Origin of the sequence: Actinomadura opuntiae (genome assembly GCF_030283205.1) — a bacterium.
Lineage (GTDB): Bacteria > Actinomycetota > Actinomycetes > Streptosporangiales > Streptosporangiaceae > Spirillospora.
In genome coordinates, this window is the sequence record NZ_JASNWF010000019.1 from 91,519 (window position 1) to 115,433 (window position 23,915).

Genomic DNA, 23,915 nt, shown 5'->3' on the forward strand with positions numbered 1-23,915 from the left:
CTCACACCCCTGCGGCCTGCGGGGTCGGCACGTTCCCGAGGACCTCCCCGACCACGTCGGAGCCGGTGCGGCCGCGCAGCTCCGCCTCCGGCGTCACGATCAGGCGGTGCGCGATCACCGGCACCGCGAGCGCCTTCACGTCCTCCGGGACGATGTAGGACCGGCCGGCCGCCGCCGCCCGCACCCGCGCCGCCCGCAGCAGCGCCACGCTCGCCCGCGGGCTCGCGCCGAGCCGCAGGTCGGGGTGGTCGCGGGTCGCCGCGACCACCCGGACCACGTAGTCGTACAGCGGCGGCGCGACGTGCAGCCGCTGCGCGAAGTCGATCATCCGGGCGAGGTCGTCGCGGCCCATCACCGGCGGCATCCGGTCCAGCATCGCGCCGGTCGGCGCGCCCGCCAGCAGCGCCACCTCCGCCTCGTGGCCGGGATACCCCATCGAGATGCGCATCAGGAACCGGTCGAGCTGCGCCTCCGGCAGCGGATACGTGCCGTCCATGTCGACCGGGTTCTGCGTCGCGATCACCATGAACGGGCGCGGCACCGGATGCGGCGTCCCGTCCACCGTCACCCGGCGCTCCTCCATGACCTCCAGCAGCGCCGACTGCGTCTTCGGCGACCCCCGGTTGATCTCGTCCGCGACCGCCAGGTTCGCGAAGATCGGGCCCGGGTGGAACTCGAACCCGTTCGTCCCCTGATTGAAGATCGACACCCCGGTGATGTCGCTCGGCAGCAGGTCGGGGGTGAACTGGATGCGCGCCCACTGCGCCTCCACCGACGCCGCCATCGCCCGCGCGAGCGTCGTCTTGCCGACGCCCGGCACGTCCTCGACGAGCAGGTGCCCCTCCGCCAGCAGGCAGACCAGCGCCAGCTCCACCTTCTCCCGCTTGCCGCGGACGACCCGCTCGATGTTCTGCGCCAGCGCCCCGAACATCTGCGCGAACCGCCCCGCAAGCGCCTCAGGGTCCGTTCCGGCGATCTCGGTCATCAACTGCACCCCCAGACGGTCGGCGCGGAAAGGGTTCCGGCGTCGGAGTTCGGCGTCGTCACGTAAAGGTCACTGACCCACCGTTCCCGGCCCCCGTAGTTGATCTTGTCCCACACGCTGCTCTTGAGGCTGCTGTCGTTCGCGTCGACGATCTGGTCGCCCATCTGCTGGCAGATGACGGTCACCGAGCCCACGAAGCCCTTGGGGAACTGACCGTCATGTGCCGATGTGCTGCTCGGGCCCGTGTGCAGCCATGTGTTGGTGTTCTCGTTGTGATGGCCGTTGTAGGAGTTCGGGTGCTGGGCCGGGTCGAGGGTCACCGAGGCGTTCGCCGGAGTGGAGTCGCCAGCCCCGTTGTACGCGGTCACGGTGATCGTTATCGGCGTGGTTCCGTTGGTCAGGCCCGTGATGGTCTTGGAGGTGCCGGTGGCCTTGGTCGAGCCGGTCGAGCCGCCACTCCAGGCGATCTTGTACGTCACGGCGTAGCCGGCGGCCTTGCCCCAGGTCAGCTTGGCGCCGTGGTTGAGGCCGGTGGCCGTGAGCGCGGTGGGCGGGCCGGGGGCCTGGCAGGCGGTGGCGCCGACCACGCCGGACGGGCTGTACGCCGTCTTGCCGTTCCTGCCCCTGTACTGGGCGGCCACCTTGTACTCGTACGTCCTGGCGTCGCAGGTCAGGCCGCTCACCGTGAACGTCCCGCCGGGCGAGTCGCCGGCGAACTGGGCGGGCGTCGCGCCCTTGGCGGGCTGGTCGTTGGCGTCGAGCAGGACGAACCGGGTGACCGGGTAGACGCCCTGCGGCTGCGGTGCGGGTGTGAACCGCACCCGGATCGAGCCGTTGTCGCCGGACGCGAGGGGCGTCGGCGGGTCGGGGGCGGTCGGGTCCTGCTTGGCGGGCGGTTTCGGGGGCCGTCCGGTCGGCGGGACGGGGTCGCCGCCGCCGTGGCCGGGGCCTCCGGCGTTCCGGTTGCCGTTGCCGTTGCCGGGGTCGGCGCGGACCGGGATGGGCCAGCGGTTGCTGCCGGGCACGTGGTCGTCGTACTTCTGGATGCGCTTGATCGCGCCGTTCGGGTCGAGGGCGAGGGCGGTGGCCCCGGTGGGGTCGTTCACCCAGAGCATGTGGTCGCGGGTGATGACCTCGATCGTGCCGCCGGGCCGGGTCGCGGTGATCGGCGCCTCCCAGGCGCCCCGGTCGGTGTTGAAGACGAGGAGGCGGCCGGCCGTGCGGTCGGGCAGGTAGACGCGGGGGCCGAGGACGTGCGGCGCCTCGAACGCGTGGTGCGGGACGCGCAGCGCGACGGACTCGACCCGCCCGGTGCCGGTGTCGAGCAGGTACAGGGAGCCGCCCGCGCCGAGGATCGGCACGGTCCGGCCGTCGGCGACCGGCGGGACCCGGACGCCGTCCGCGGCCTTCGACACCTGTGCGGGCAGGGTGACGCGCTGGGCGCCCTCGGGCCGGACGACGAGCGCGGTGGCGGAGGTGCCGTCGACGATGACGGGCGTCCCGGCGGCGATCGTGAGGGCGAGCCGGTCGCCGGCGCGCCCGGCGGTCACGGGCGTGCCCTGCCGGCCGTTCTGGAACGGGACGACCTGGCCGTTCTGCGGCACCGGCACCCACAGGTTCCCCCCGGCGTCGATGCCGGCCTGGCCGAGCGGTGCGGTGAGCGTCGCGGACGGCCCGACCGGCGCGAGGCTCACCGGGTCGATCCGCTGGACGAGGCCCTTGACGGAGTCGATGGTGTACGCGGCGCCGGAGCCGGCGAGGACCTGCAGGGCGGGGCCGCCCGCCGCCCGGCTCGTGGTGATCTTCAGCTGGGACGGGTCGATCCGGCTGACCACGCCGGTGTCGGTGTCGACCAGCAGCACCGTCGTGCCGTCCTGGACGATCTTGATGTGGTGGCCGCGCATCTGCGGGACGACGGCCGCCTTCCCGTCGACCTTGCCGGCGAGCCCGTTGGCGTGCACGACCAGGCCCTTGGCGCTCGCGCCCAGCCAGGCGCCCACGTCGGCGAGCCGGTACCGGGCGCTCGCCGTCCCGACCCCGTAGACCAGCGCGCTCACGCAGAGCACGCCGGCCAGGCCGATCGCCAGTTGACCGGTGAGCCGGTCGCGCCGGAAATACCTGAGCACCCCGCGCGGGCCCGCGTCCCGTGCGGGGGATCGATCCCCGCCCAATTCCCGTCACCTCTCGTCGCGCCGGGGCCACCCGCTCCGGAACTCGCGGTGGCGCTTGCGGCCGGCGCCGTCCCCGCCGCGCCGCCGACGGCGCCGGCGGGCGGGACCCTGCGCCGGAAGAATCTGGGAACCTCGGCGCGATGGGCACCCTAACGACTGTGCGGGTCACACCGTAAGGGGATTCTTCACATCTCACCAGGCGAATCGCGATATTGCGGGGGTTACGCGGCGGTAGGCATGACGCGGGTCACCGTCACCCGAGGGGCAGGTCCAGCCTCGACGGCGAGCGGACGGTGACGGTCGAGCCGGGCACGCCGGCGTCTCCGTAGAGCGGGTCGGTGGTGTCGACGACGAGCATGAGGCGGTGCCCGGCCGGGACGTCGTACGCGGCGGTCTGCAACCGCACCGGCACCTTCACGGTCTTGCCCGGCACCGCCTTGAGCAGGGTGTAGGCGTCCTGGCTGATGAGCCGGCCGGTGCCCTTGGCGTCCACGTCGTAGAGGTAGGAGACGAGCGTCGCGGTCTTCGCGGACGGCGTCACCGACATGGCCAGGTCCGGCGCGCCGCGCAGCCGCCGCGTCGCGGTGAGGACCGGTGTCGTCCACACTCCGGCCGCCTGCCGCGAGATGCGCGCGGTGTCGGTCTGGTTGGGGACGCCGAAGGTCTGGAGGCCGTCGCTGACGATCGGGATGCCGGCATTGGCGCCGCTGTCCCTGCCCGCAGGCAGCGGCTTCGCCCAGCCGCCGGTGGTCGCGGTCGTGAGCGATCCGGCGGCGCCGAGGTTCAGGCGTTCGGTGCGGCTGGTCATGGCGGCGACGGTCCGGTACTTCTCGATCTTGCGCGTCCAGGCCGTCTCGGACGCGACCGCGGGCTCCCGGTCGATGCCGTTGTCCGCGCCGGTGAGGTAGTGGTCGAACCAGCGGTGCGCGTCGTCCCAGGTGCGGGAGGGGACGCCGAGGATGCCGGTGGCGTTGGCGGTGGCGTGGTCGCCGATCGACAGGTCGAGGCGCTTCGGGCCGGTCAGCTTCGCGAAGTGCGCGAGGAGCTGGTTCGGCGGGAAGAGCGTCTCGCCGTAGGAGTTGCTGAAGAGGATCGGGACACTGCGGGCGTTCAGCCGCGCCCGGTAGGTGCCGGGCGACCGGACCGCGCCCCACTTGATCAGGTTCGGCACGTTCCGGTTCGCGCCGAAGTCGTCCATGACCTTCGCCGTCTGCGGGCTGAACCGCCCGGTGAGCCGTCCGGCGACGTTGAGCAGCGCGTACGCGGCCATGTGCCGGGTCTGGTTGGCGTACAGGGACTGCACCAGGTCGCCCCAGGTGTCCATCGCCACGACGGCCGCGACCCGGTCGTCTTGAGCGGCGACCATCTGGCTGATGCCCGACCCGTACGACAGGCCCGCCATGCCGATCCTGGCGCGGTCCACGTCGGTGTGCGCGATGAGCCAGTCGACGGCCTTGGAGCCGTCCGCGCGGTCGTCCGGCCCTGCCACGTCGATGCCGCCGCCGGAGTTGTAGAAGCCGCGCGCGGTGTAGCTGAGGACGATGTAGCCCTTCTCCGCGAACCTGGCGGCCTGGGCGATGTACTCGTGGTCCTCCAGGGACCAGCTGGAGATGAACACGATGGCGGGGTGCGGCCCGGGCGTGCGCGGGACGAAGACGTTGCCGTCGAGCTTCACGCCGCCGGTGCTCGGGACGGTGATCTCCCGGTAGTCGTACGGCACCGCGTAGTCGTACGGGAGCGGTGCGCGCCGCACCGGCGCGGCGTTCGCGGCGGCGGGCCCCGCCGCCGCGAGCGCGCCCCCGAGAACGCCGGCGAGCCCGATCGCCGCAGCCTTCCGTCCGATCACGTGACCGCTCCTCACGCCGCCGGTAAGTGGTTACTGACAAGGAGAACGGCGCTCAGCATCGCAGAGCGGACCGGGCTTGTCACGGGTGATCCGCGCCTCATTTTGGACGAGTCGTCCAATGTCGCCCGGCGGCGGGCATCGCCGGGCCCCGGGCGCCCCGAACCGAACGCGAACGTTATCCCCGACGTCCTAATGTTGGGCATCTCCCCGACGACGACCCCCGAGGTGGACGTGGAACACGCAAGCATCGCCGACCTGTGGAACCGGGTGACGGGAACGCAGCCGGACCCCCCGTGGTGGCTGGTCGTCCTCGTCGGCGTCGTCGCGCTGGCCTCGGTGCTGCACGGGCCCACCTGGCGGGTCGCCCGCAACACCATCACGATCGCGCACGAGGGCGGGCACGCGCTGATCGCCCTGCTCACCGGCCGCAAGCTGGACGGCATCAAGCTGCACTCCGACACCTCCGGCGTCACCGTCTCGCGCGGCAAGCCGCACGGCCCCGGCATGATCTTCACCGCGATGGCCGGCTACGCGACGCCGCCGCTGCTCGGCCTGTTCTTCGCGCTCCTGCTGGCCGACGGACGCATCACGCTGATGCTCTGGTTCACCCTGGCGCTGCTCGCCGCGATGCTGGTGATGATCCGCAACGCCTACGGGGCCCTCTCGGTCATCGCGACCGGCGCGGTCGTCTTCCTGGTGTCGTGGTTCGGCGGCGCCGAGGTGCAGGCCGGGTTCGCCTACCTGGCCGCCTGGTTCCTGCTGCTCGCGGCGACCCGCCCGGTGATCGAGCTGCAGCGGATGCGCGCCCGGCACATGGCGCCGAGCTCCGACGCCGACCAGCTCGCGCACCTCACCGGCGTGCCCGGCCTGGCCTGGGTCACCCTGTTCGGCGCCACCGCCCTCCTCGCCCTCCTCTGCGGCGGCGCCCTGCTGTTCCCCGACGTCTCCGTCCACCTGCCCGCCCTCGGCGGGCGGTGACGCGGCCGTGCAGGAACGTCACGCGGAGACTGTCGGACGGGGCGGATAGTTTCGTGGTGTGAGCGGTCGATGGGATCGGGGGCGGGTCGCCGCCCTGGCGCCGGACGCGGCGTCCGCGAAGGCGGCCGAGGGCGTCGCCCGGCCGGCCAAATGGGGCGGGACGGGCTGCGACGACGAGGCCGTCTGGGGCGAGTGCCAGGGCAGCGGTAAGAGCGTCTACCGGACGTGCGCCGACCTGGCCGGGCCGGCGTTCCGCTGCACCTGCCCGAGCCGCAAGATCCCGTGCAAGCACGTCATCGGGCTGCTGCTGCTCTGGTCGGACGGGTCGGTCGCGTCCGGGGCGCGTCCCGGCTGGGCCGCCGAATGGGTCGAGCAGCGCCGCGAGCGGGCCGAACGGGCGCAGGAGCGCAAGCCGGCGCCGGCGGCGAAGGCGCGCGACCCGAAGACGGCGGAGCGGCGCGAGCGGCGGGTCGAGGACGGCCTCGCCGAGCTCGACCAGTGGCTGCGCGACCAGGTCGCGCACGGGCTCGCGCAGGCGGAGAAGGCGCCCTACGGGCTGTGGGACGAGGCCGCGCGGCGGCTCGTCGACGCGCAGGCCGGGGCGCTGGCGGGGCAGGTCAGGGCGCTCGCGGCGATCCCCCGGCAGCCGGGCTGGCCCGACCGGCTGCTCGAGGAGTACGCGCTGCTGCGGCTGCTCGTCCGCGCCTACCGGCGGCGCGACGAGCTGCCCGCCGGGCTGCGCGACACCGTCCGCTCGCGGGTCGGGTTCACCGTCCCGCAGGACGACGTGCTGCGGGACGGGGAGCGCGTCCGTGACCGCTGGTGCGTGACCGGATCCCGCGACACCGCGCAGGACCAGCTCACCACGCGCAGGGTGTGGCTGCGGGGACGCGAGACGGGGCTGCCCGCGCTGGTGCTGTCGTTCGCCGCGCCCGGCGCCGCGCTGGACGCGTCGCTGGTCGTGGGCACCGAGGTCGACGCAGACCTGGCCTTCTACCCGGGCGCCCAGCCGCTGCGGGCGCTGGTCGCCGAACGCCACGGCCCGGCCGTCCCGGCCGCGCCCGCCGGAACGTCCATCGCGGGCTTCCTGGACGAGCACGCCGCCGCGCTGGCGAACGACCCGTGGCTCGACCGCTGGCCCGCGACGCTGGACGGCGTGCGCCTCGCCCAGGGCGACGGGCTGCACGTGGTCGACGAGGCGGGCGACGCGCTGCCGGTGCGGATGGCCGACCCGTGGCGGCTGCTGGCGGTGTCCGGCGGCGGGCCCGTCGCCTTCGCCGGCGAGTGGACCCCGGACGGGCTGCGGCCGCTGGCCGCCTGGCAGGACGACGAGGGGGCCGTGCTGCTGTGAGCGGCTGGAACGAGCACGTCACCGCCGCGCTCCTCGGCACCGAGCGCCGCGACCCGCCCGTCCTGCCCGAGGCGCCGGACGGCCCCGGCGGCGACAAGGCGGGCCGGCTGCTGGACCAGGCCGCCCTGCTGGCCGTCGCGCGGCGGGCGGGCCGCGTCCCCCGGCACGGCGCCCCCGAGGTGATCGCCCCGGCGCCCGCCGAGGACGCGCCGGCCGTCCCGCCGGCGGCGGCCGCCCGGCTCGGCCGGATCCTGCGCGGCGAGCACATCCAGGTGCTGCCGGAGTGGCTGGACGCGGCGGCGGAGCGGGGGCTGCGGGTGCCCGCGCGGCTGCTGCCCGAGCTGCTCGAACGCGGCCGCGGCGACCGGATGCTGCGCCCGTCGATCATCCGGGCGGCCGGGCGGCGCGGCGTCTGGCTGGCGCTGCGCAACACCGACTGGGCCTACCTCGTCGGCGCGGGCGGCGACCCGGGCGGCGGCGCCGAGGTGTGGGAGACCGGCACCCGCAACCAGCGCGCCGCGTACCTGACCGGGCTGCGCCGCACCGACCCCGCCGCCGCCCGCGAGGCGCTGCGGGAGACCTGGGCGAAGGAGCCGGCGCCCGACCGGGCCGCGTTCCTGGCGACGTTCCGCGACGGCCTGTCGCCCGGCGACGAGGAGTTCCTGGAGGCGGCGCTGGAGGACCGCGGCAAGGACGTCCGGCAGCTCGCCGCCGACCTGCTCGCGCGGCTGCCCGGCTCGGCGTACGGGCGGCGGATGGCCGCGCGGGCCCGCGCCTGCCTGGCCCCGCGGGTCCGTACGGTCCGGGGCCGCGAGCAGACGTGGATCATGGTGGAGCCGCCGCGCGCGCACGACGAGGAGCTGGCGCGCGACGGCGTCCCGTTCCATCCGAGCGGGTCGTTCGCGCCGGGCGGCGGGGGCGGCCCGGTCGGGACGCGGGCGGCGTGGCTGCGCGAGATCCTCGCCCGCACCCCGCTCGGCACCTGGACCGGCCTGTTCGGCCTGCCGCCGATGGAGATCGTGTGCCTGCCCGTCGCGTCGGCCGCCGGGGCGTCGTCCCCGCAGCACGACGCGGGCGACGCGCGCGACGTGCACATCGGTTGGGCGCGGGCCGCGTTGAAGCAGCACGACACCGAATGGGCGCGGGCGCTGCTGAAGGGCGGCGTCATGGTGGACGAACCGGGCGCGCTCGCCGACCTGCTGGCCGTCCTGCCGGCCGGCGAGCGGGACGCCGCCGCGGCCGGCCTGATCCGCTGGGTCGAGGGCCGGTCCGACATGCTGCTCGTCCTCGAGCGGGTCCCCGGGCCGTGGACCGGCGACCTCGCCGCCGCCGTGGTCGCCACGCTCGCCGCGTCCGCCGGCCGGGCCGGCGCGCCCGGCCGGCACCGCGACGAGCACGCCCTCACCCAGCTGTGCCGGCTCGCCGAGCAGCGGCTCGACCCGTCCGCCGCGTCCCGGCTGGAGGACCTGGCCGCGCGCCGCCCGCCGGACGAGCCGGAACGGGCCGTCCCGCGCGCCGTGACCGCCCTGATCGCCACCCTGCGCTTCCGCGACGAGATGCTGAAGGAGCTCGCCCCGTGACCGAACCCGTGACCGGAGACCCCGTGCCGGCCGAGGTGCTGCGCCCGCACGCCGAGCAGGAGTACGCCGGCGAGCTGGCGCGGCTGGCCGAGCACGACGACCGGCCCCGGCCGCCGGGCTGGCGGCTGTCGCCGTGGGCCGTCACCGCCTACCTGCTCGGCGGCGAGCTGCCCGGCGGCACCGTGATCACGCCGAAGTACGTGGGCCGGCGGCGGCTGATGGAGGTCGCGGTGGCGACGCTCGCGACCGACCGGGCGCTGCTGCTGCTCGGCGTGCCCGGCACCGCGAAGACGTGGGTGTCGGAGCATCTCGCCGCGGCGATCAGCGGCGACTCGACGCTGCTGGTGCAGGGCACGGCCGGGACGGCGGAGGAGGCGATCCGCTACGGCTGGAACTACGCGCGGCTGCTGGCGGAGGGCCCGTCGGAGAAGGCGCTGGTGGAGAGCCCGCTGATGCGGGCGATGCGGCACGGGTCGGTGGCGCGCATCGAGGAGCTGACCCGGATGCCGTCCGACGTCCAGGACGCCCTGATCACGGTGCTGTCGGAGAAGACGCTCCCGGTGCCCGAGCTGAACACCGAGGTGCAGGCGCGCAAGGGCTTCACCGTCATCGCGACCGCCAACGACCGCGACCGGGGCGTGAACGAGCTGTCCAGCGCGCTGCGCCGGCGGTTCAACACGGTGGTGCTGCCGCTGCCCGACACCGTCGAGGACGAGGTCGACATCGTCTCGCGCCGCGTCGACCGGATCGGCGCGTCGCTGGAGCTGCCGCAGGCCCCGGCCGGGCTGGAGGAGATCCGCCGGGTCGTCACCGTGTTCCGGGAGCTGCGCTCGGGGCTGACCGCCGACGGCCGCACCAAGCTGAAGTCGCCGAGCGGGACGCTCAGCACCGCCGAGGCCATCTCGGTGATCACCAGCGGGCTGGCGCTCGCGGCGCATTTCGGCGACGGGGTGCTGCGTGCAGCGGACGTGGCGGGCGGCATCGTCGGCGCCGTCGTCCAGGACCCGGTGTCGGACCGGGTGGTGTGGCAGGAGTACCTGGAGGCCGTCGTGCGGGACCGGCCGGAATGGCGCGACTTCTACCGCGCCTGCCGGGAGGTGTCTTGACGGCGGGACGGGTCGAGGTCTTCGGGATCCGCCATCACGGGCCGGGCTCGGCCCGTGCGCTGCGCGCCGCGCTGGAGGAGTTCGCCCCGGACGCGGTGCTGATCGAGGGGCCGCCGGAGGCCGACGCGATTGTGGAGCTGGCCGGCGACCCCGGCATGGCGCCGCCGGTCGCGCTGCTCGCCTACTCCCCCGCCGGAGCAGCCGGAGCCGCCAGCAAGGACGACCGCAAGGCCGCGTTCTGGCCGTTCGCGGAGTTCAGCCCGGAATGGCAGGCGATCCGGTACGGGCTGGCGGCGGGCGCGGCCGTCCGGTTCTGCGACCTGCCCGCCGCGCACCAGCTCGTCCCGATGGAGCGGGAGGACGAGGAGCGGCCGGAGCAGGACGACGGCGAGCGGCCGGAGGAGGACGTAAGGCTCGACCCGCTCGGCACGCTGGCGAAGGCCGCCGGCTACGACGACGCCGAACGCTGGTGGGACGACGTCGTCGAGCACCGCCACGAGGGGCCGTCGCCGTTCCCGGCGATCGCCGAGGCGATGGCGGAGCTGCGCGAAACCGCGGGGCTCTCGCGCGCCGACCCGCGCGAGGAGCAGCGCGAGGCGCACATGCGCCGAACGGTGCGCCGCGCCCTCAAGGAGGGGTTCCAGCGGGTCGCGGTCGTCTGCGGCGCCTGGCACGTGCCCGCGCTGCGGGCGAAGGTGCCCGCGGCGCACGACGACCGGACGCTGCGCGGCCTCCCCAAGACGAAGATCGCGATGACGTGGGTGCCGTGGACGCACGGGCGGCTGGCCGGCCGCTCCGGCTACGGCGCGGGCGTGCGCTCCCCCGGCTGGTACCACCACCTGTTCGCGGCGCCGGACCGGCCGATCGAGCGGTGGCTCACCGCGGCCGCCCGGGTGCTGCGCGAGGAGGACCTGCACGTCTCGTCCGCGCACGTGATCGAGGCGGTCCGGCTGGCGGAGACGCTCGCCGCGCTGCGCGGCCGCCCGCTCGCCGGGCTCGACGAGGTCACCGAGGCGACCCGCGCGGTGCTGTGCGAGGGCGCCGAGCTGCCCGTCGAGCTGATCCGGAAGCGGATGGTCGTCGGGGAGCGGCTCGGCGCCGTCCCGGACCGCACGCCGATGGTGCCGCTGCAGCGCGACCTGCAGGCCGAGCAGCGGCGGCTGCGCCTCAAGCCGTCCGCGCTGGAGAAGGAGCAGGACCTCGACCTGCGCAAGCCCACCGACCTGGAGCGCAGCCGGCTGCTGCACCGGCTCCGGCTGCTGGACGTCGACTGGGGCCTCCCCACCGAAAGCCGGTCGAAGGGGACGTTCCGCGAGACGTGGACGCTGATGTGGCGGCCCGAGTTCGACGTCGAGCTGATCGAGGCGAGCGCGTGGGGCACGACCGTGCGGGACGCGACCACGGCCCGCGCGGAGGCGTTGGCGGCGCAGGCCACCGCGCTGCCGGAGCTGACCTCGGTCGCGGAGCGCTGCCTGCTCGCCGACCTGGGCGACGCGCTGCCCACGGTGATGCGGGCCCTCGCCGACCGGGCCGCGCTCGACACCGACGTCGCGCACCTGATGGCGGCGCTGCCCGCGCTGGTGCGCGCGCTGCGCTACGGGGACGTGCGCGGCACCGCGACGGGACCGCTGCGCACCGTCGTCGACGGGCTGGTCGTCCGCGTCTGCGTCGGCCTGCCGCCCGCCGTGTCGGGGCTCGACGACGACGCCGCCCGCGACTTCCTCGGCCGCGTCGACGCCGTCCACGGCGCCCTCGCCCTGCTCGCCGACGACGGCCACCTGGACCGCTGGCGCGCCGCCCTGGAGAGCCTGATCGCCCGGCCGGACGCCCTGCACGGCCTGCTGGAAGGCCGCATCACCCGGCTGCTGCTCGACGCGGGCCGGCTGCACGACGTCCCCGCCCGGATGGCCCGGGCCGTGTCGGTGGGCGCCGCGCCCGCCCGCGCCGCCGCGTGGGTCGAGGGGTTCCTGTCCGGCGGCGGGCTCGTCCTCGTGCACGACGAGGAGCTGCTCCGGCTGGTCGACGCCTGGATCTCCGGGCTGCCGGACGACGCGTTCACCGACGTCCTGCCGCTGCTGCGCCGCACCTTCGGCGCGTACGCCGCCGCCGAACGGCGCGCGATCGGCGAGCGGGTCCGCCGCGCCGGCGCGGGCTCCGGGCCGCCGCGCCCGTCCGGCGGCGACGTGGACGACAAGCGCGCGGCCCCCGCCGTCGCCACCGCCCTGCGCGTCCTCGGCTGGGAGGCCCCGTGAACGACGAGACCACGAACCAGGACATCCCCGACGAGGGCGCCGCGCCCGGCGACCGGGAGCGGATGCGGCGCTGGCGGCTGGTGCTCGGCGGCGAGCGCGCCGACGGCACCGGGGTGGGCCTCGCCGGCGACGACGCCCGGATGGACGCGGCGCTGGAGAAGCTCTACGGGGCCGAGGACGCCGCCGGCGACCGGCCGCGCCCGGGCCGCCGCGGCGCCGGGCTCGGCGACTCCGCGCCGTCGGTCGCCCGCTGGCTCGGCGACATCCGCACGTACTTCCCGTCCACGGTCGTCCAGGTGATGCAGAAGGACGCGATCGAGCGGCTCGACCTCACCCGGTTGCTGCTGGAGCCGGAGATGCTCGAGGCCGTCGAGCCGGACGTTCACCTGGTCGGGACGCTGCTGTCGCTGAACAAGGTCATGCCGGACCGGGCCCGGGAGTCGGCGCGGGCCGTGGTCCGCAAGGTCGTCGACGAGCTGGAGCGGCGGCTCGCCGAGCGCACCCGCTCGGCGGTCGGCGGCGCCCTCGACCGGTCCGCGCGGGTGCTGCGGCCCAAGCGGCTCGCCGACGTCGACTGGGACCGGACGATCCGCGCCAACCTGCGGCACTACCTGCCCGAGCACGGCACGCTCGTACCGGAGCGGATGATCGGCTACGGGCGGCGCCGGCAGGCCGTGCAGCGGGACGTGGTGCTCGCCATCGACCAGAGCGGCTCGATGGCGGCGTCGGTGGTGTACGCGAGCGTGTTCGGCGCGGTGCTGGCCTCGATGCGGTCGCTGCGGACGTCGCTGGTGGTGTTCGACACGGCCGTCGTCGACCTCACCGACCAGCTCCACGACCCGGTGGAGGTGCTGTTCGGCACCCGGCTCGGCGGCGGCACCGACATCAACCGCGCCGTCGCCTACTGCCAGGGCCTGGTCACCCGGCCCGGCGACACGATCCTGGTGCTGATCAGCGACCTGTACGAGGGCGGCGTGCGGGAGGAGATGCTGCAGCGCGTCGCGGCGCTGACGGCGGCGGGCGTGCAGGTCGTGGTGCTGCTGGCGCTGTCGGACGACGGCGCGCCGGGTTACGACCACGACAACGCGGCGGCCCTGGCGGCGCTCGGCGTCCCCGCGTTCGCCTGCACCCCGGACGCCTTCCCCGACCTGATGGCCGCCGCGATCGAGCGCCGCGACCTCAGGGAGTGGTCGGAACGGCAGTGATCCGGAACGGCAGTGATCACGACGACCACAGCCCCTGGGCCAGCAGGAGCACGACCAGCGCGGTGAGGGCCGCGTGCCCCGCGAGCGCGGACGGCTGCACGGTGACCAGCGCGCCCCATCCCGCCCACATCGCGACCCGCACGACCCGCGCGGCCAGCACCGTCCACGCCGCCGCCCGGCTGCCCCGCCACGCGACGATCACCGCGACCAGCGTGACGACCGCCACCAGCGCGAACGAGGCGGCGACCACCGGCAGCAGCCCGCCGCGGTGCCCGCTGGTGAGCGCCGGCCGGGCGATCAGGATCGCCAGGGCGGCGACGTCCAGCACGGCGAGCAGCGCTGCCAGCACCAGCCCGGCGACGATGCCCGGTCCGCGCCGCAGCCGCCGGTACGTCCGCGCCGGCACGCCCAAGGTCCCGCCCGGCGCCGGGAGGGTGGCCGCCTTCTGCCCGCCGGCGAACGCCGCCGGCCACGGCGCCTCCGGCGCCGGGCTGCCCCGACCGGTTCCGGACGCCGGTCGGCCGCGCGGGGACCCGCCGGCAGGGCGAGGCTCGTAGGCGGTCCTGGTCACGGGATCCGCCATCTGATCGTCTTCGACGCCGGGGTCGCGCAGCGCCTCTGCTCCGGGCGGGAACCCGGCAAAGCGCGCATCGGCGGTCGGCGCGTCCGCGGCGCCCCCCGTTCCGGATGCCGCTCCCCCAGCGCGCCCGCCGAACGGGAGGGCACCGTTCGAGACGGGACCGGACGGCCCGCCCGCTCCGTCTCCCACGGCGGCCGGTGCCCCAGCGGCGAAACCGGCACCGGCGGGCGTGGTCCAGGTGGCGGTCGGCGGCTCGGGGAGCACTCCGGTGGACGGGCCGGCGGGCGGCGCGGCGGGTGGGGCGGGCAGGTTCAGGCGCGGGTGCGGCGGGTGCGCGCGGTCGCCGAGCAGGCGGAGCAGCACGTCCTCGGAGGTGGGGCGGGCCTTCGGGTCCTTGGCGAGGCAGGCCGCGGCGATCTCGGCGACCGGGCCCGGCAGCGCGCCGAGGTCGGGCGTCTCGTGCATGATCCGGTACATCACGGCGGGCAGCGCGCCGCCCGCGAACGGGTCGCGGCCGGTGGCGGCGAACAGCAGCGTGGCCGCCCAGGCGAACAGGTCGGTGGCCGGCGACACCCGGCCGGCGAACTGCTCGGGCGCCATGTAGGCGGGCGTGCCGACGACCTGGCTGGTCAGCGTGGCGCCGGCGTCGAACGCGCGGGCGACGCCGAAGTCGATCACCCGCGGGCCGTCCAGGCCCATCAGCACGTTCTGCGGCTTGAAGTCGCGGTGCACCACGCCCGCGCGGTGGATCGCGGTGAGCGCGGTGACCGTGCCGATGGCCAGCCGGTCCAGGTCGGCGCCGGTGCGCGGGCCCTGCTCGTGCACGAGCTCGCGCAGCGAGCGGCCCGGCACGTACTCGCTGACGATGTAAGGGCGGTCGCCGTCCATGTCGGCGGCGAGCATCTGCGCGGTGCAGAACCCGGCGACCCGCCGCAGCAGCGCCATCTCGCGGACGAACCGGGCGCGCGCCGCGGCGTTGCCGAGCAGCTGGGCGTGCAGCAGCTTCACGGCGACGCGCGACGGGACGCCGGGGCCCTCCTCGAGGGGCCGGCCGAGGTAGACCACCCCCTGGCCGCCGGTGCCGAGCCGGCCGAGGATCTCGTAACCGCCGAGGCGGGTGGGATCGGCGGCGGTGAGGGGAAGCGGGCTCGCCATTGTGACCCCCGTAGGTCCGCAATACCGGCCGCCGGCCGGCGCGATAATTCTTTATCTTCCCGGGCACTAATCGGCGCCGCCCGGCATCCAAGAGTATAGGTTCGCAGAAGCCGGAGCGGGAGACGACGCATGCTGGAGATCAATTCACCAATTGCGCGGGGGCGCGGCCCGGCGACGGCGGCCGCGGCACTGGTGCTGGCGGCCGGGACGCTGGCCGGCTGCGGCGACGCGGGGGCCGCGATCACGCGGCTGACCGTGGGCTCGCCCGGCCGCGACCCCTACGCGCTGATGTCGAACACCGACCGGACGGGGACCGGGCCCCGGCCGGCGGCGGGCGGGACGAAGGCCGGCGACACGCCGGGCCTGTACGGGGGGACGCGCCTGGCCTCGAGCTGCGACCAACGCAAGCTCGTCGCGTTCCTGCAGGCCAACCCGGGCAAGGCGCGCGCGTGGGCGGGCGTGCAGGGCATCCCGGTCGCCGACATCCCGCGGTACGTGTCGCGGCTGACGCCGGTGCTGCTGCGCACCGACACGCTCGTGACCAACCACGGCTACCGGGACGGGCGGGCGACGAGCGAGCCCGCCGTGCTCCAGGCCGGAATGGGGGTTCTGGTCAATGGCTACGGCGTTCCCGCGGTGAAGTGCAATTGCGGTAATCCGCTGACCCCGCCGGAAAACAAGATCAAAACGTCGGACGCGCGGTACCGTGGCCGAAAGTGGCCGGGATTCGAGAAGCGGAATGTCACCCGGATCCGGCCGCGCGATTCCCGCCGCGGAACGATCGTGGTCTTCGTCCTCGTCGATCCCGGCGGCACGATCGGGTTCGAGCGGCCGCGCGCGACGACGGGCCCCGACGACGGGCCGCCGATGCCGCCGCCGGTCGAGCAGGCTCCGCCGAGCGGCGGGCCGGACGATTCCCCCGCGCCGGCCGATTCGGGCAGCGGATCCCCGGGCACACCGGGAAGCGAGCCGCCGGACTCGGGCTCGCCGGAGCCGCAGGCGCCCGGATCCGGGGCGCCGGGGCCGGAGTCGCCGGGGACGGGCGTGTCGCCGGGCGGCGACCCGGGCGCGGGGACGACGCCCGGCACGGGCGACGGCGGCACCGGTGACGGCGGGACGGGTAGCGGAACCGGTGACGGGGGCGGCGGCGGCACGGGCGACGGCGGCACCGCCACCGGGACGCCCGGCGACGGGCCGCAGAGCCCGGTGATCTCGATGGCGCCGCCCCCGGGATCGGCGGGGTCGCCCGCGGCGTTCTGAGCACGGCTGATACATTTGCTCATATGAGCAGTGCTTCAGATGTCGTCCCCGCGGACGCGTGCGCCGTCCGGGTCGTCGACGCCGCGAAGGTCGCCGCCGTCTCGGCGACGATGCCGGGCGCGGAGACGGTCGCCGAGCTGGCCCAGGTGTTCGGGCTGCTGTCCGACCCGGGCCGGCTCCGGGTGATCACCGCGCTGCTCGAGGGGGGAGAGATGTGCGTGTGCGACATCGCGGCGTCCTGCGGGCAGTCGGAGTCGTCGGTGTCGCACGCGCTGCGGCTGCTGCGCGCCAACCGCGTCGTCCGGGTCCGCCGGGCCGGCCGGATGGCCTACTACCGGCTGGACGACTCGCACGTCCGGATGCTGCTCGATCTCGCCCTCGCCCACGTCGGCCACGGGGAGGAGGGCGCATGACCGCGAAGCCGGAGAACGGGCCGGAGCAGCAGGGGCACGGACAAGGGCAAGGTCACGGGCATGGTCACGGCCACGGGCACGGCATCTCCGCCGGCGCGGACCGGAGGCTGCTCGGCGGCGCGCTCGCGCTGATCGTCGCCTACATGGCGGGCGAGGTCGCGATCGGCCTGCTCGCCGGGTCGCTGGCCCTGCTGTCGGACGCCGCGCACATGCTGACCGACGCGTTCGCGATCGTGCTGGCGCTGGTCGCCATGCGGATCGCGGCGCGCCCGCCGCAGGGCGGGTTCACCTTCGGGCTGCGCCGGGCCGAGATCCTGTCGGCGCAGCTGAACGGGCTGACGCTGATCCTGCTGGCGGCGTTCTTCGTCTACGAGGGCGTCCACCGGCTGGTCGGCCCGCCGGACGTCGACGGGCGGTTCGTGTTCTGGACGGCCCTCGCCGGCATCGCGGTGAACCTCGGCGCGAGCTGGCTGCTGAGCCGCGCGAACCGGACGAGCCTGAACGTGGAGGGCGCGTTCCAGCACATCCTGAACGACCTGTTCGCGTTCGTCTGCACCGCGATCGCGGGCCTGGTGGTGTGGACGACCGGGTTCGCGCGCGCCGACGCGATCGCCTCGCTGGTGGTGGCGGCGCTGATGCTGAAGGCCGGGTACGGGCTGCTGCGGGACGCGGGACGGGTGCTGATGGAGGCCGCCCCGGCGGGCATCGACCCGTCCGAGCTGGGCGCCCGGCTGGCGGAGCGGCCGTGCGTGGAGGAGGTCCACGACCTGCACGTCTGGGAGGTCGGGTCCGGTTATCCGGCGCTGTCGGCGCACGTGCTGGTGGACGCGAAGGGCGACTGCCACGCCGTCCGCCGCGACATGCAGGAGCTGCTGCGCGACTCGTACGGGATCACCCACACCACGCTCGAGGTCGACCATCTGGACGGCCCGTCCCGGCACGGCCACTGCGAGGACTCGCACGGCCCCCGGCACGTGGGCGACGCCGACCAGCCGCACGAGCACGCCGGTACTGCCCCCTGCGACCACTGACGCTGACGGAGTCAGCCCGGGGGGCGCGGGGGTCGTCCCCCCTCGGAGGGTACTGACACTGACGAGGTCCGCTCGGCTGGCGCCCTCCGGCCGGTGCCCCGAAGGCGTGGGGCACCGGCCGGAGGGACGCGTCAGGCGGCGCAGGCCTGGCCGTTGAGGTCGAACTCGTCCGGCATCGCGCCCGCCGAGGGTCCGGTGGCGGTGAAGCCGATGGTGACCGAGGCCCCGGCGCCGATCGTCCGGTTCCAGTCCAGGTTCGAGGCGGTCACGTCCGTTCCGTTCTGCGCCCACGTCGCGCTCCAGCCCTGCGCGATCTTCTGCGCGCCGGGGAAGGCGAACGCCAGCTTCCAGCCGGTCACCGCCGCCGTTCCGGTGTCGGTGATCGTCACTTGGCCGTTGAAGCCGCCGTCCCAGGCGCTCTGGACGGTGAACGCGACCTTGCAGGACGCCTTCTCGGGCGGCGGGGTGCCCGTGCCGCCCCCGGACCCCGCACCGAGCAGGTACGGGTCGAGATAGGCCTGTTTCGTGGTGTTGACGGTCGTCCAGTCGTCGTTCAGGATGCCGCCGGTGTCACCGGAGTTGGGGTTCCACGACCAGTAGGTGAAGGAGATCCCGCCGGTGCCCGTGCCGAGGTAGCTCAGCAGGGTCCGCAGCCAGGTCTGGTCGCGCGGGTCGGCCAGCGTCGTCCCGAACTCGCCGAGCAGGACGGGCGCGACGTTGTTCTTGTACAGGTAGCCCCAGTCCTTGTCCCAGATCCCGGCCAGGTTGGACGGGAAGCTCGGGTCGCTGAACCACGGCTGCGGGTACACGGACGTGGCGTAGTCGTGGGCGGAGTACACCAGCCGGTTCGGGACGTTCAGCCGCACCGGGTACGCGGCCGCGCCTTGGAGGTTGCCGCCCCACCAGTAGTTGTCGCCGTTGTAGCCGTCGATGCCCTCGACGATGATCAGACAGTCGGGGTTGGCGGCCAGGACGGCGTTCCCGGCGCGCTCGGCGGCGAGCCGCCAGTCCTTCGCCTGGTCGCCGCAGCCCCAGCAGGCCGGGGAGTGCGGCTCGTTGTGCAGGTCGGCGCCGATGACCGTGGTGTTGCCGGCGTAGTGCCGCGCGAGCATCGTCCAGTCGGAGATCCAGCGGGACTCGGGGTAGGCGTCGGTGTACCAGAGCGCGGACTGCGCGCCGGAGTCGGGGCGGTGCTGGTCGAGGACGACCTTCAGCCCGATCTGCCCGGCGTACGCGATGATCTTGTCGAGGACCTGCAGCCCGTTCAGGCCGCTGAGGTCGGGGTTCTTGGCGTAGTCGATGCTGTTCGGGGTGCTGCCGGGGTCGAGCATCTGGTTGGAGTACGGCAGCCGCAGCGTGTTGTACTTCAGGCTCTTGATCTGGTCGAGCATGTCCTTGTAGCCGCGCGTCCAGAGCCCGTGCGGGGTGTAGTTCGCGGTCTCCGCGCCGAACCAGTTGATGCCCGTCATGCGCACCGCCTGCCCGTCGGCGTCCAGCAGCTGACGGCCGCTGGTGTGCCAGTAGCCGGTGCCCGCCGCCGCGCGCGCCGGGGCCGCGAACCGCAGGGCCGGGACGAACGCCAGGGCCAGCAGCGCGGCCAGGAGGGCCGCGACGAGGGAGAGCCGCCTGCCACGGAAGATCATGGTTTCTCCTCGGTCCGGGGGTCAGCGGCCCGTGCAGGCGACGGCCGGGGTGCCGGGTGCGGAGCCGCTGCCCTGGAACCCGAAGCTCGTCGAGCCGTGGGCGGGGACGGCGCCGTTGTAGCTCGCGTTCACGGCGTGGACGCTCTGGCCGCTCTGGGTGACGGTGGCGTTCCAGGCGTTCGCCACGCGCTGCCCGCCGGCGAACGACCAGTCCGCCGACCAGCCGCTCAGCGGGGCGTCGCCGGTGTCGGTGACGGTCACCGTCGCGGTGAACCCGTCGTTCCAGGCGTTGTCGACGTGCAGGGACGCCGAGCAGCCGCGCTCGCCGGTCGGCGGCGGGCTCGTGGGCGGCGGGCTCGTCGGCGGCGGGCTCGTCGGCGGCGGGGTGGTCGGCGGCGTCGTGGTGCCGCCGACCGAGACCGAGAACGCGTCGGTACCGAGGCCGGCTCCGCCCTGCCAGATCTCGAAGCCGGCCTCGGCGTCGATGAAGTACCAGTCGTTGCTGATGTAGCCGCGGGACACCGCGTCGCGGGTGAAGGCCCGCAGGTCGAGCCCGCTCACCGACGTCGTCCCGCTGGTGCGGACGTAGGCGATGTAGTTCCAGTTCATCCGGCTGTACCAGACGTCCCAGGTGGCGCCCCCGAACTGCACGCCGCTCGCGATCCGCGATCCGGCCGGGTTGACGCCGCCCCGGTGGTTCAGCCAGATCATCACCTCGGCGCCGTCGGGGTCGCCGGTCGTGGACGGCGCGGTGTCGTACCAGAGGTCGTAGGCCACGTCGTAGGCGCCGGAGGTGGGCTGGGTGGTGCTCCAGTCGCTGGCGACGGCGGGCATGTCCCCGACCCGCACCGGAAGGCCGCTGCCGGTCGTGCACCGTCCCCAGTGGCAGCCCTTGAAGAACGACGGGTAGGAGGCGGGCGCCCCGCTGGTGGAGTTGTTGTGCCCGGACGAGTCCACCGTGAAGGACGTGCCGTCCACGCTGATGCACTGCGGGGTGGAGGCGCCCCAGACATTGTTCTGCGCGATGTATTCGCCGCCGCTCACGGCGACGGTGTCGTTCGCTCCGCACAGCCGCGTCGCGGCGTGCGCCGGTGCGAGGAACGGGAACGGAGCGGCGAGCAGCGCCGCCGCGACGACGGCTGAGCTCTTGAGGGGGATCTTCATGCGGGACCTCATTCCGGGTCGCGCCCGTGACGCCGGTCGGGGCGGGTCGCGGGCTTCGCCGTGGGCGGCGGAGCGGCGCCGTTTTGGGAGCGCTCCCAAGGTGGTCCTCGGGCCGGAAAGAGTCAATGCGGGCGCCTAGCGGACGCGCCTGACCTCGGGTTTCCCGTGAAAACTCATGAAAGTCCCGGCGTCGAGGCCGCCAGGTCGAACAGCGTGTCGGCGGCTTCCCAGCAGACGGCGCGGAGCCAGTCGTCGCCGAAGCCGAGGCCGGCGAGCGCCTCCAGCTGGTGGGCGTACTCGTAGGGGATGTTGGGGAAGTCGGTGCCGAGCAGGATCCGGCCCTGCAGGCCGAGATCGCGGAGCCGGGGCAGGAGCTCGGCGGGGAACGCGCCCAGCCCGCCGAACCGGGTGAACGTCATGGTGGTGTCGAGGTGCACGCCCTCGTGGCGGTCGGCGAGGGCGAAGAAGCCGTCGAACTCCGGCGCGCCGAGGTGGGCGATGATCGTCTTGAGCCGGGGGTGGCGGGCCAGCACGCCGCCGAACGGTTCAGGTCCGGTGAACCCGTTGGCGACGGGGCCGGACCCGGCGTGCACGAGCGCGGGCACCCCGGCGTCGGCGAGGATCCCCCACACCTCGTCCAGCTCCCCCGCCCGCGGGTCGAACCCGCCGACCTGCAGATGGACCTTGAACACGCGGGCGCCGGAGTCCAGGGCGCGCCGCACGTAGCCGGCGACGCCGGGCTCGGGGAAGAACGTCGCGGTCTGCAGGCACTCGGGGACGCGGCGGGCGAACTCGGCGCCCCACTCGTTCAGCGACTCGGCCATGCCGGGCCGGTGCGGGTACACCAGCGCGGTGAACGCGCGGACGCCGAGGCCGCGCAGGAACTCCAGCCGCTCCTTCTCCGAGTCCCGGTAGCGGATCGGCCATTCGGTGCCGATCAGCGGCCCGGCGTCGTCGAAGTAGGCCCAGACCGCGCTCATCAGCCGCTGCGGCATGAAGTGGACGTGCGCGTCGACGATCCCGGGCAGCCCGAGCGCCTGCCAGAACGCGGGGACGGCGGCGTCCGAACGAGGTTCAGTCACGCCCCGACCCTAGCCGCTCAGCCGATCGCGCCCAGCAGGGCGGGCAGGACCGCGCGCAGCTCGCGGCGCCAGTACGGCCAGGTGTGCGTGCCCCGGTAGAAGTGCGTGGAGACCGGGATGCCGAGCTTCTTGAGCTTGCCGGCGAACTCGCGGGACACGGTGCCGGCGAGCGCCTCCACCACGTCGGTGCCGGCCTCGGACAGGGCGCGGTGGGGCACCCGGTCGTACGGGCCGGGCCGCCCGTCGCCCGCGCTGAGGTGCAGGCGGACGCCGGCGAGGCGGTCGGCGAGGTCGAACGGGTTGTGCTGCCGCCACACGACGCGCTGCTCGTCGGGGTCGCCCCACACGTCCGTCCAGTCGCGGGCGGGCTCGGCGATCGCGACGGTCAGCTCGACGAGGTCGGCGACGTCGAGGCCGCGCGGGTCGCGGTGCAGCGTGTGCACCGGGCCGCTGAAGGACGCCGCGGCGCGGAACAGGCCGCGGTGCCGCGCCGCGTAGGCGAGCGCGCCCATCCCGCCGGTCCCATTCCCGGCGACCGCGCGCAGCGTTCCGGCGCGGTATCCGCGTTCGAGTATCTGCCGCAGCTCCGCGAGATGGAACGTCTCCCACTTCGGCGCGCCGCCGTCGCCGCGATTCCACCAGTCGGTGTAATTTCCGCAAGGGCCGCCGTCCGGCATGACCACCATCACATCCGCGCCGCCGGTCAGCTCCTCGATGTCGCCGTGGTCGGTCCAGGTGGTGTGCCCGGCGCCGGATCCGTGCAGCAGCCACAGCACCGGCCACGTCCGGGCGGCGTCCCGTGACCAGCCCGGAGGCAGCAGCAGCCGGACGTGCGCGAGATCGGCCAGGACGGGCGAGCGGACCGCGAGGTCCAGGACGCGGCCGCGGGGCCGGTGCTCGCCGACCACGGTCGCGCCGTCGTCGGCGGGTGCTGCGGACGGGGCGGCGCCCCCGGTGGCCATGGACATATTTCCCGTCCCGGTCATTCAGCTGTGCTTCACCAGTAATGTCCCCACTTCCGGGCATGTTTCAACTCGAAGTAATGGGTTTATAAAGCAGCGGACCCGGATCGCCCGCGGGTGGCGGGTAGGGTGGCGCGAACGAGTGGAGGGGCGGCCGAGTCGGGATGCGGAGCAAAGCGGAGCTGGAGTCGGCGATCGGCAAGGGCGGCCGCGCGGTGCTGGTGATCAACTCGCGGTCCCGGCGGGGCCGCCGGCTGTACGGCCGGGCGCGCCGGCTGCTGGACGAGGCCGGGATCGCCTTCGACCAGGTGTTCCCGGTGACCGACCCGACCCGGCTGCGCCAGCTGTTCGGCGACGTGCTGGCCCTGGAGCCCGACCTGGTGGTCGTCGGCGGCGGGGACGGGACGGTCGCCGAGGCGGTCGGCCACCTCGCGCACCGCGACATCGCGCTCGGGGTGCTGCCGCTCGGCACCACCAACAACTTCGCGCGCAGCCTGGAGCTGCCGCTGGACCTGCCGGGCGCGGTGCGGACCGTCGCGGTGGGCGGGCCGGGCGGCGGGAAGGTCGCCGACGTCGACGTCGGCTGGTTCGAGAGCACCGGCGACCCGCAGGGCGAGGGGCCGGGCGCCGACCGCGAGCACATCTTCGCCAACATGGTCAGCCTCGGCCTGTCGGTGCAGGTCGCCGGGCGGGTCCCGCACATGCTGAAGCGGTTCCTGGGCCGTCCGGCGTACGCGCTGACGGCGGCGGGGCTGCTGCCCCGGCACGCGGCGTTCACCGCGCGCATCACGATCGACGGGGAGACCACCACCGTCCAGACCCACCAGCTGAACATCGCCAACGGCGCGCACCACAGCGGGCAGCGGATCGCCCGCGACGCCAGCCCCGACGACCGGCTGCTGGCCGTCTACCGGCTGGGCGACGAGCGGCGGCTGCGGCTGGCGTCGGCGACGGCCCGGCACGTGCTGACCGGTCCGTGGCGGAGCCTGGACGAGGACGCGTTCCTCACCACCCCGCACGTGGAGATCGAGACCGACCCGCCGATGCGGGTCGACGTCGACGGCGAGGTCCGCGGCCGCACGCCGGTGTCCATCCGGCTGCGCGGCAACGCGCTGCGGGTGATCGTGCCGCAGACGTTCGACGACACCTGA

At 74.6% G+C, this 23,915-nt stretch carries 18 protein-coding genes; 10 read left to right on the top strand and 8 right to left on the bottom strand.

Going from position 1 to position 23,915, the window contains the following annotated elements; genetic code table 11:
* Nucleotide 1: 1 nt before the first annotated feature.
* From QP089_RS35085 to QP089_RS35095, 3 genes are all read right to left on the bottom strand, one after another.
* On the bottom strand, nucleotides 2–985 hold the full coding sequence (locus tag QP089_RS35085; protein ID WP_285917659.1) for an AAA family ATPase: 984 nt from the start codon (nucleotides 983–985) through the stop codon (nucleotides 2–4).
* Nucleotides 985–3,156 (bottom strand): fibronectin type III domain-containing protein, encoded by a 2,172-nt coding sequence (locus QP089_RS35090; protein WP_285917660.1) that lies wholly within the window; start codon nucleotides 3,154–3,156, stop codon nucleotides 985–987. The genes QP089_RS35085 and QP089_RS35090 overlap by 1 nt, the downstream gene beginning before the upstream one ends.
* A 253-nt stretch (nucleotides 3,157–3,409) precedes the next feature.
* The gene (locus QP089_RS35095; RefSeq protein WP_285917662.1) at nucleotides 3,410–5,002 is read right to left on the bottom strand and encodes a CocE/NonD family hydrolase; all 1,593 of its coding nucleotides are present in this window, start codon (nucleotides 5,000–5,002) and stop codon (nucleotides 3,410–3,412) included.
* Nucleotides 5,003–5,233: 231 nt separating this feature from the next.
* Between QP089_RS35095 and QP089_RS35100 the strand changes: the two genes are divergently transcribed.
* The 6 genes from QP089_RS35100 (at nucleotide 5,234) to QP089_RS35125 (ending at nucleotide 13,474) form a co-directional block, all read left to right on the top strand.
* Nucleotides 5,234–5,980: a M50 family metallopeptidase gene (locus QP089_RS35100; RefSeq protein ID WP_446474112.1), complete on the top strand. Its 747-nt coding sequence runs from the start codon at nucleotides 5,234–5,236 to the stop codon at nucleotides 5,978–5,980.
* A gap of 58 nt (nucleotides 5,981–6,038) precedes the next feature.
* Nucleotides 6,039–7,331 (top strand): SWIM zinc finger family protein, encoded by a 1,293-nt coding sequence (locus QP089_RS35105; protein ID WP_285917666.1) that lies wholly within the window; start codon nucleotides 6,039–6,041, stop codon nucleotides 7,329–7,331.
* On the top strand, nucleotides 7,328–8,911 hold the full coding sequence (locus tag QP089_RS35110; protein ID WP_285917667.1) for a DUF5691 domain-containing protein: 1,584 nt from the start codon (nucleotides 7,328–7,330) through the stop codon (nucleotides 8,909–8,911). Before QP089_RS35105 ends, QP089_RS35110 begins: the two co-directional genes overlap by 4 nt.
* Nucleotides 8,908–10,017, top strand: coding sequence for an ATP-binding protein (locus QP089_RS35115; protein WP_285917669.1), 1,110 nt, complete (start codon nucleotides 8,908–8,910; stop codon nucleotides 10,015–10,017). The genes QP089_RS35110 and QP089_RS35115 overlap by 4 nt, the downstream gene beginning before the upstream one ends.
* Nucleotides 9,978–12,269, top strand: coding sequence for a DUF5682 family protein (locus QP089_RS35120; protein WP_446474113.1), 2,292 nt, complete (start codon nucleotides 9,978–9,980; stop codon nucleotides 12,267–12,269). Before QP089_RS35115 ends, QP089_RS35120 begins: the two co-directional genes overlap by 40 nt.
* Nucleotides 12,270–12,331: 62 nt before the next feature.
* Entirely contained in the window at nucleotides 12,332–13,474 is a 1,143-nt protein-coding gene (locus QP089_RS35125) for a VWA domain-containing protein (protein WP_285917855.1), read from the top strand.
* Between the two features lie 16 nt (nucleotides 13,475–13,490).
* Here QP089_RS35125 and QP089_RS35130 read toward each other — a convergent pair whose 3' ends face one another.
* Nucleotides 13,491–15,209: a serine/threonine-protein kinase gene (locus QP089_RS35130; protein WP_285917673.1), complete on the bottom strand. Its 1,719-nt coding sequence runs from the start codon at nucleotides 15,207–15,209 to the stop codon at nucleotides 13,491–13,493.
* Nucleotides 15,210–15,338: 129 nt separating this feature from the next.
* On the opposite strand from QP089_RS35130, the gene QP089_RS35135 reads away from it, so the two are divergent.
* The 3 genes from QP089_RS35135 to QP089_RS35145 are packed head-to-tail and all read left to right on the top strand — an operon-like array spanning nucleotide 15,339 to nucleotide 17,913.
* A complete protein-coding gene (locus QP089_RS35135) occupies nucleotides 15,339–16,469 on the top strand; it encodes a DUF6777 domain-containing protein (RefSeq protein ID WP_285917674.1) in 1,131 nt (376 codons plus the stop codon).
* Between the two features lie 23 nt (nucleotides 16,470–16,492).
* A complete protein-coding gene (locus QP089_RS35140; RefSeq protein ID WP_285917675.1) occupies nucleotides 16,493–16,882 on the top strand; it encodes an ArsR/SmtB family transcription factor in 390 nt (129 codons plus the stop codon).
* Nucleotides 16,879–17,913 (top strand): cation diffusion facilitator family transporter, encoded by a 1,035-nt coding sequence (locus QP089_RS35145; RefSeq protein WP_285917677.1) that lies wholly within the window; start codon nucleotides 16,879–16,881, stop codon nucleotides 17,911–17,913. The genes QP089_RS35140 and QP089_RS35145 overlap by 4 nt, the downstream gene beginning before the upstream one ends.
* Before the next feature lie 131 nt (nucleotides 17,914–18,044).
* Here the strand turns inward: QP089_RS35145 and QP089_RS35150 are convergent, their stop codons facing one another.
* From QP089_RS35150 to QP089_RS35165, 4 genes are all read right to left on the bottom strand, one after another.
* A complete protein-coding gene (locus tag QP089_RS35150) occupies nucleotides 18,045–19,556 on the bottom strand; it encodes a cellulase family glycosylhydrolase (protein WP_285917678.1) in 1,512 nt (503 codons plus the stop codon).
* 21 nt (nucleotides 19,557–19,577) lie between these two features.
* Nucleotides 19,578–20,720: a GH12 family glycosyl hydrolase domain-containing protein gene (locus QP089_RS35155; protein WP_285917680.1), complete on the bottom strand. Its 1,143-nt coding sequence runs from the start codon at nucleotides 20,718–20,720 to the stop codon at nucleotides 19,578–19,580.
* Between the two features lie 173 nt (nucleotides 20,721–20,893).
* Nucleotides 20,894–21,802: an amidohydrolase family protein gene (locus QP089_RS35160; RefSeq protein ID WP_285917682.1), complete on the bottom strand. Its 909-nt coding sequence runs from the start codon at nucleotides 21,800–21,802 to the stop codon at nucleotides 20,894–20,896.
* Nucleotides 21,803–21,819: 17 nt separating this feature from the next.
* Entirely contained in the window at nucleotides 21,820–22,764 is a 945-nt protein-coding gene (locus QP089_RS35165) for an alpha/beta hydrolase (protein ID WP_285917684.1), read from the bottom strand.
* Nucleotides 22,765–22,928: 164 nt separating this feature from the next.
* On the opposite strand from QP089_RS35165, the gene QP089_RS35170 reads away from it, so the two are divergent.
* Complete coding sequence (locus tag QP089_RS35170; RefSeq protein ID WP_285917685.1) at nucleotides 22,929–23,915, top strand: diacylglycerol/lipid kinase family protein; 987 nt, start codon at nucleotides 22,929–22,931, stop codon at nucleotides 23,913–23,915.

Excerpts from the sequence above, each read along its gene's own strand:
- QP089_RS35085 (WP_285917659.1), bottom strand. The coding sequence starts at position 985 with ATGACCGAGATCGCCGGAACGGACCCTGAGGCGCTTGCGGGGCGGTTC.
- QP089_RS35120 (WP_446474113.1), top strand. The coding sequence starts at position 9,978 with ATGGCGCGACTTCTACCGCGCCTGCCGGGAGGTGTCTTGACGGCGGGA.
- QP089_RS35125 (WP_285917855.1), top strand. The coding sequence starts at position 12,332 with ATGCGGCGCTGGCGGCTGGTGCTCGGCGGCGAGCGCGCCGACGGCACC.
- QP089_RS35130 (WP_285917673.1), bottom strand. The coding sequence starts at position 15,209 with ATGGCGAGCCCGCTTCCCCTCACCGCCGCCGATCCCACCCGCCTCGGC.
- QP089_RS35135 (WP_285917674.1), top strand. The coding sequence starts at position 15,339 with ATGCTGGAGATCAATTCACCAATTGCGCGGGGGCGCGGCCCGGCGACG.
- QP089_RS35140 (WP_285917675.1), top strand. The coding sequence starts at position 16,493 with ATGAGCAGTGCTTCAGATGTCGTCCCCGCGGACGCGTGCGCCGTCCGG.
- QP089_RS35145 (WP_285917677.1), top strand. The coding sequence starts at position 16,879 with ATGACCGCGAAGCCGGAGAACGGGCCGGAGCAGCAGGGGCACGGACAA.
- QP089_RS35150 (WP_285917678.1), bottom strand. The coding sequence starts at position 19,556 with ATGATCTTCCGTGGCAGGCGGCTCTCCCTCGTCGCGGCCCTCCTGGCC.
- QP089_RS35155 (WP_285917680.1), bottom strand. The coding sequence starts at position 20,720 with ATGAAGATCCCCCTCAAGAGCTCAGCCGTCGTCGCGGCGGCGCTGCTC.
- QP089_RS35165 (WP_285917684.1), bottom strand. The coding sequence starts at position 22,764 with ATGGCCACCGGGGGCGCCGCCCCGTCCGCAGCACCCGCCGACGACGGC.
- QP089_RS35170 (WP_285917685.1), top strand. The coding sequence starts at position 22,929 with ATGCGGAGCAAAGCGGAGCTGGAGTCGGCGATCGGCAAGGGCGGCCGC.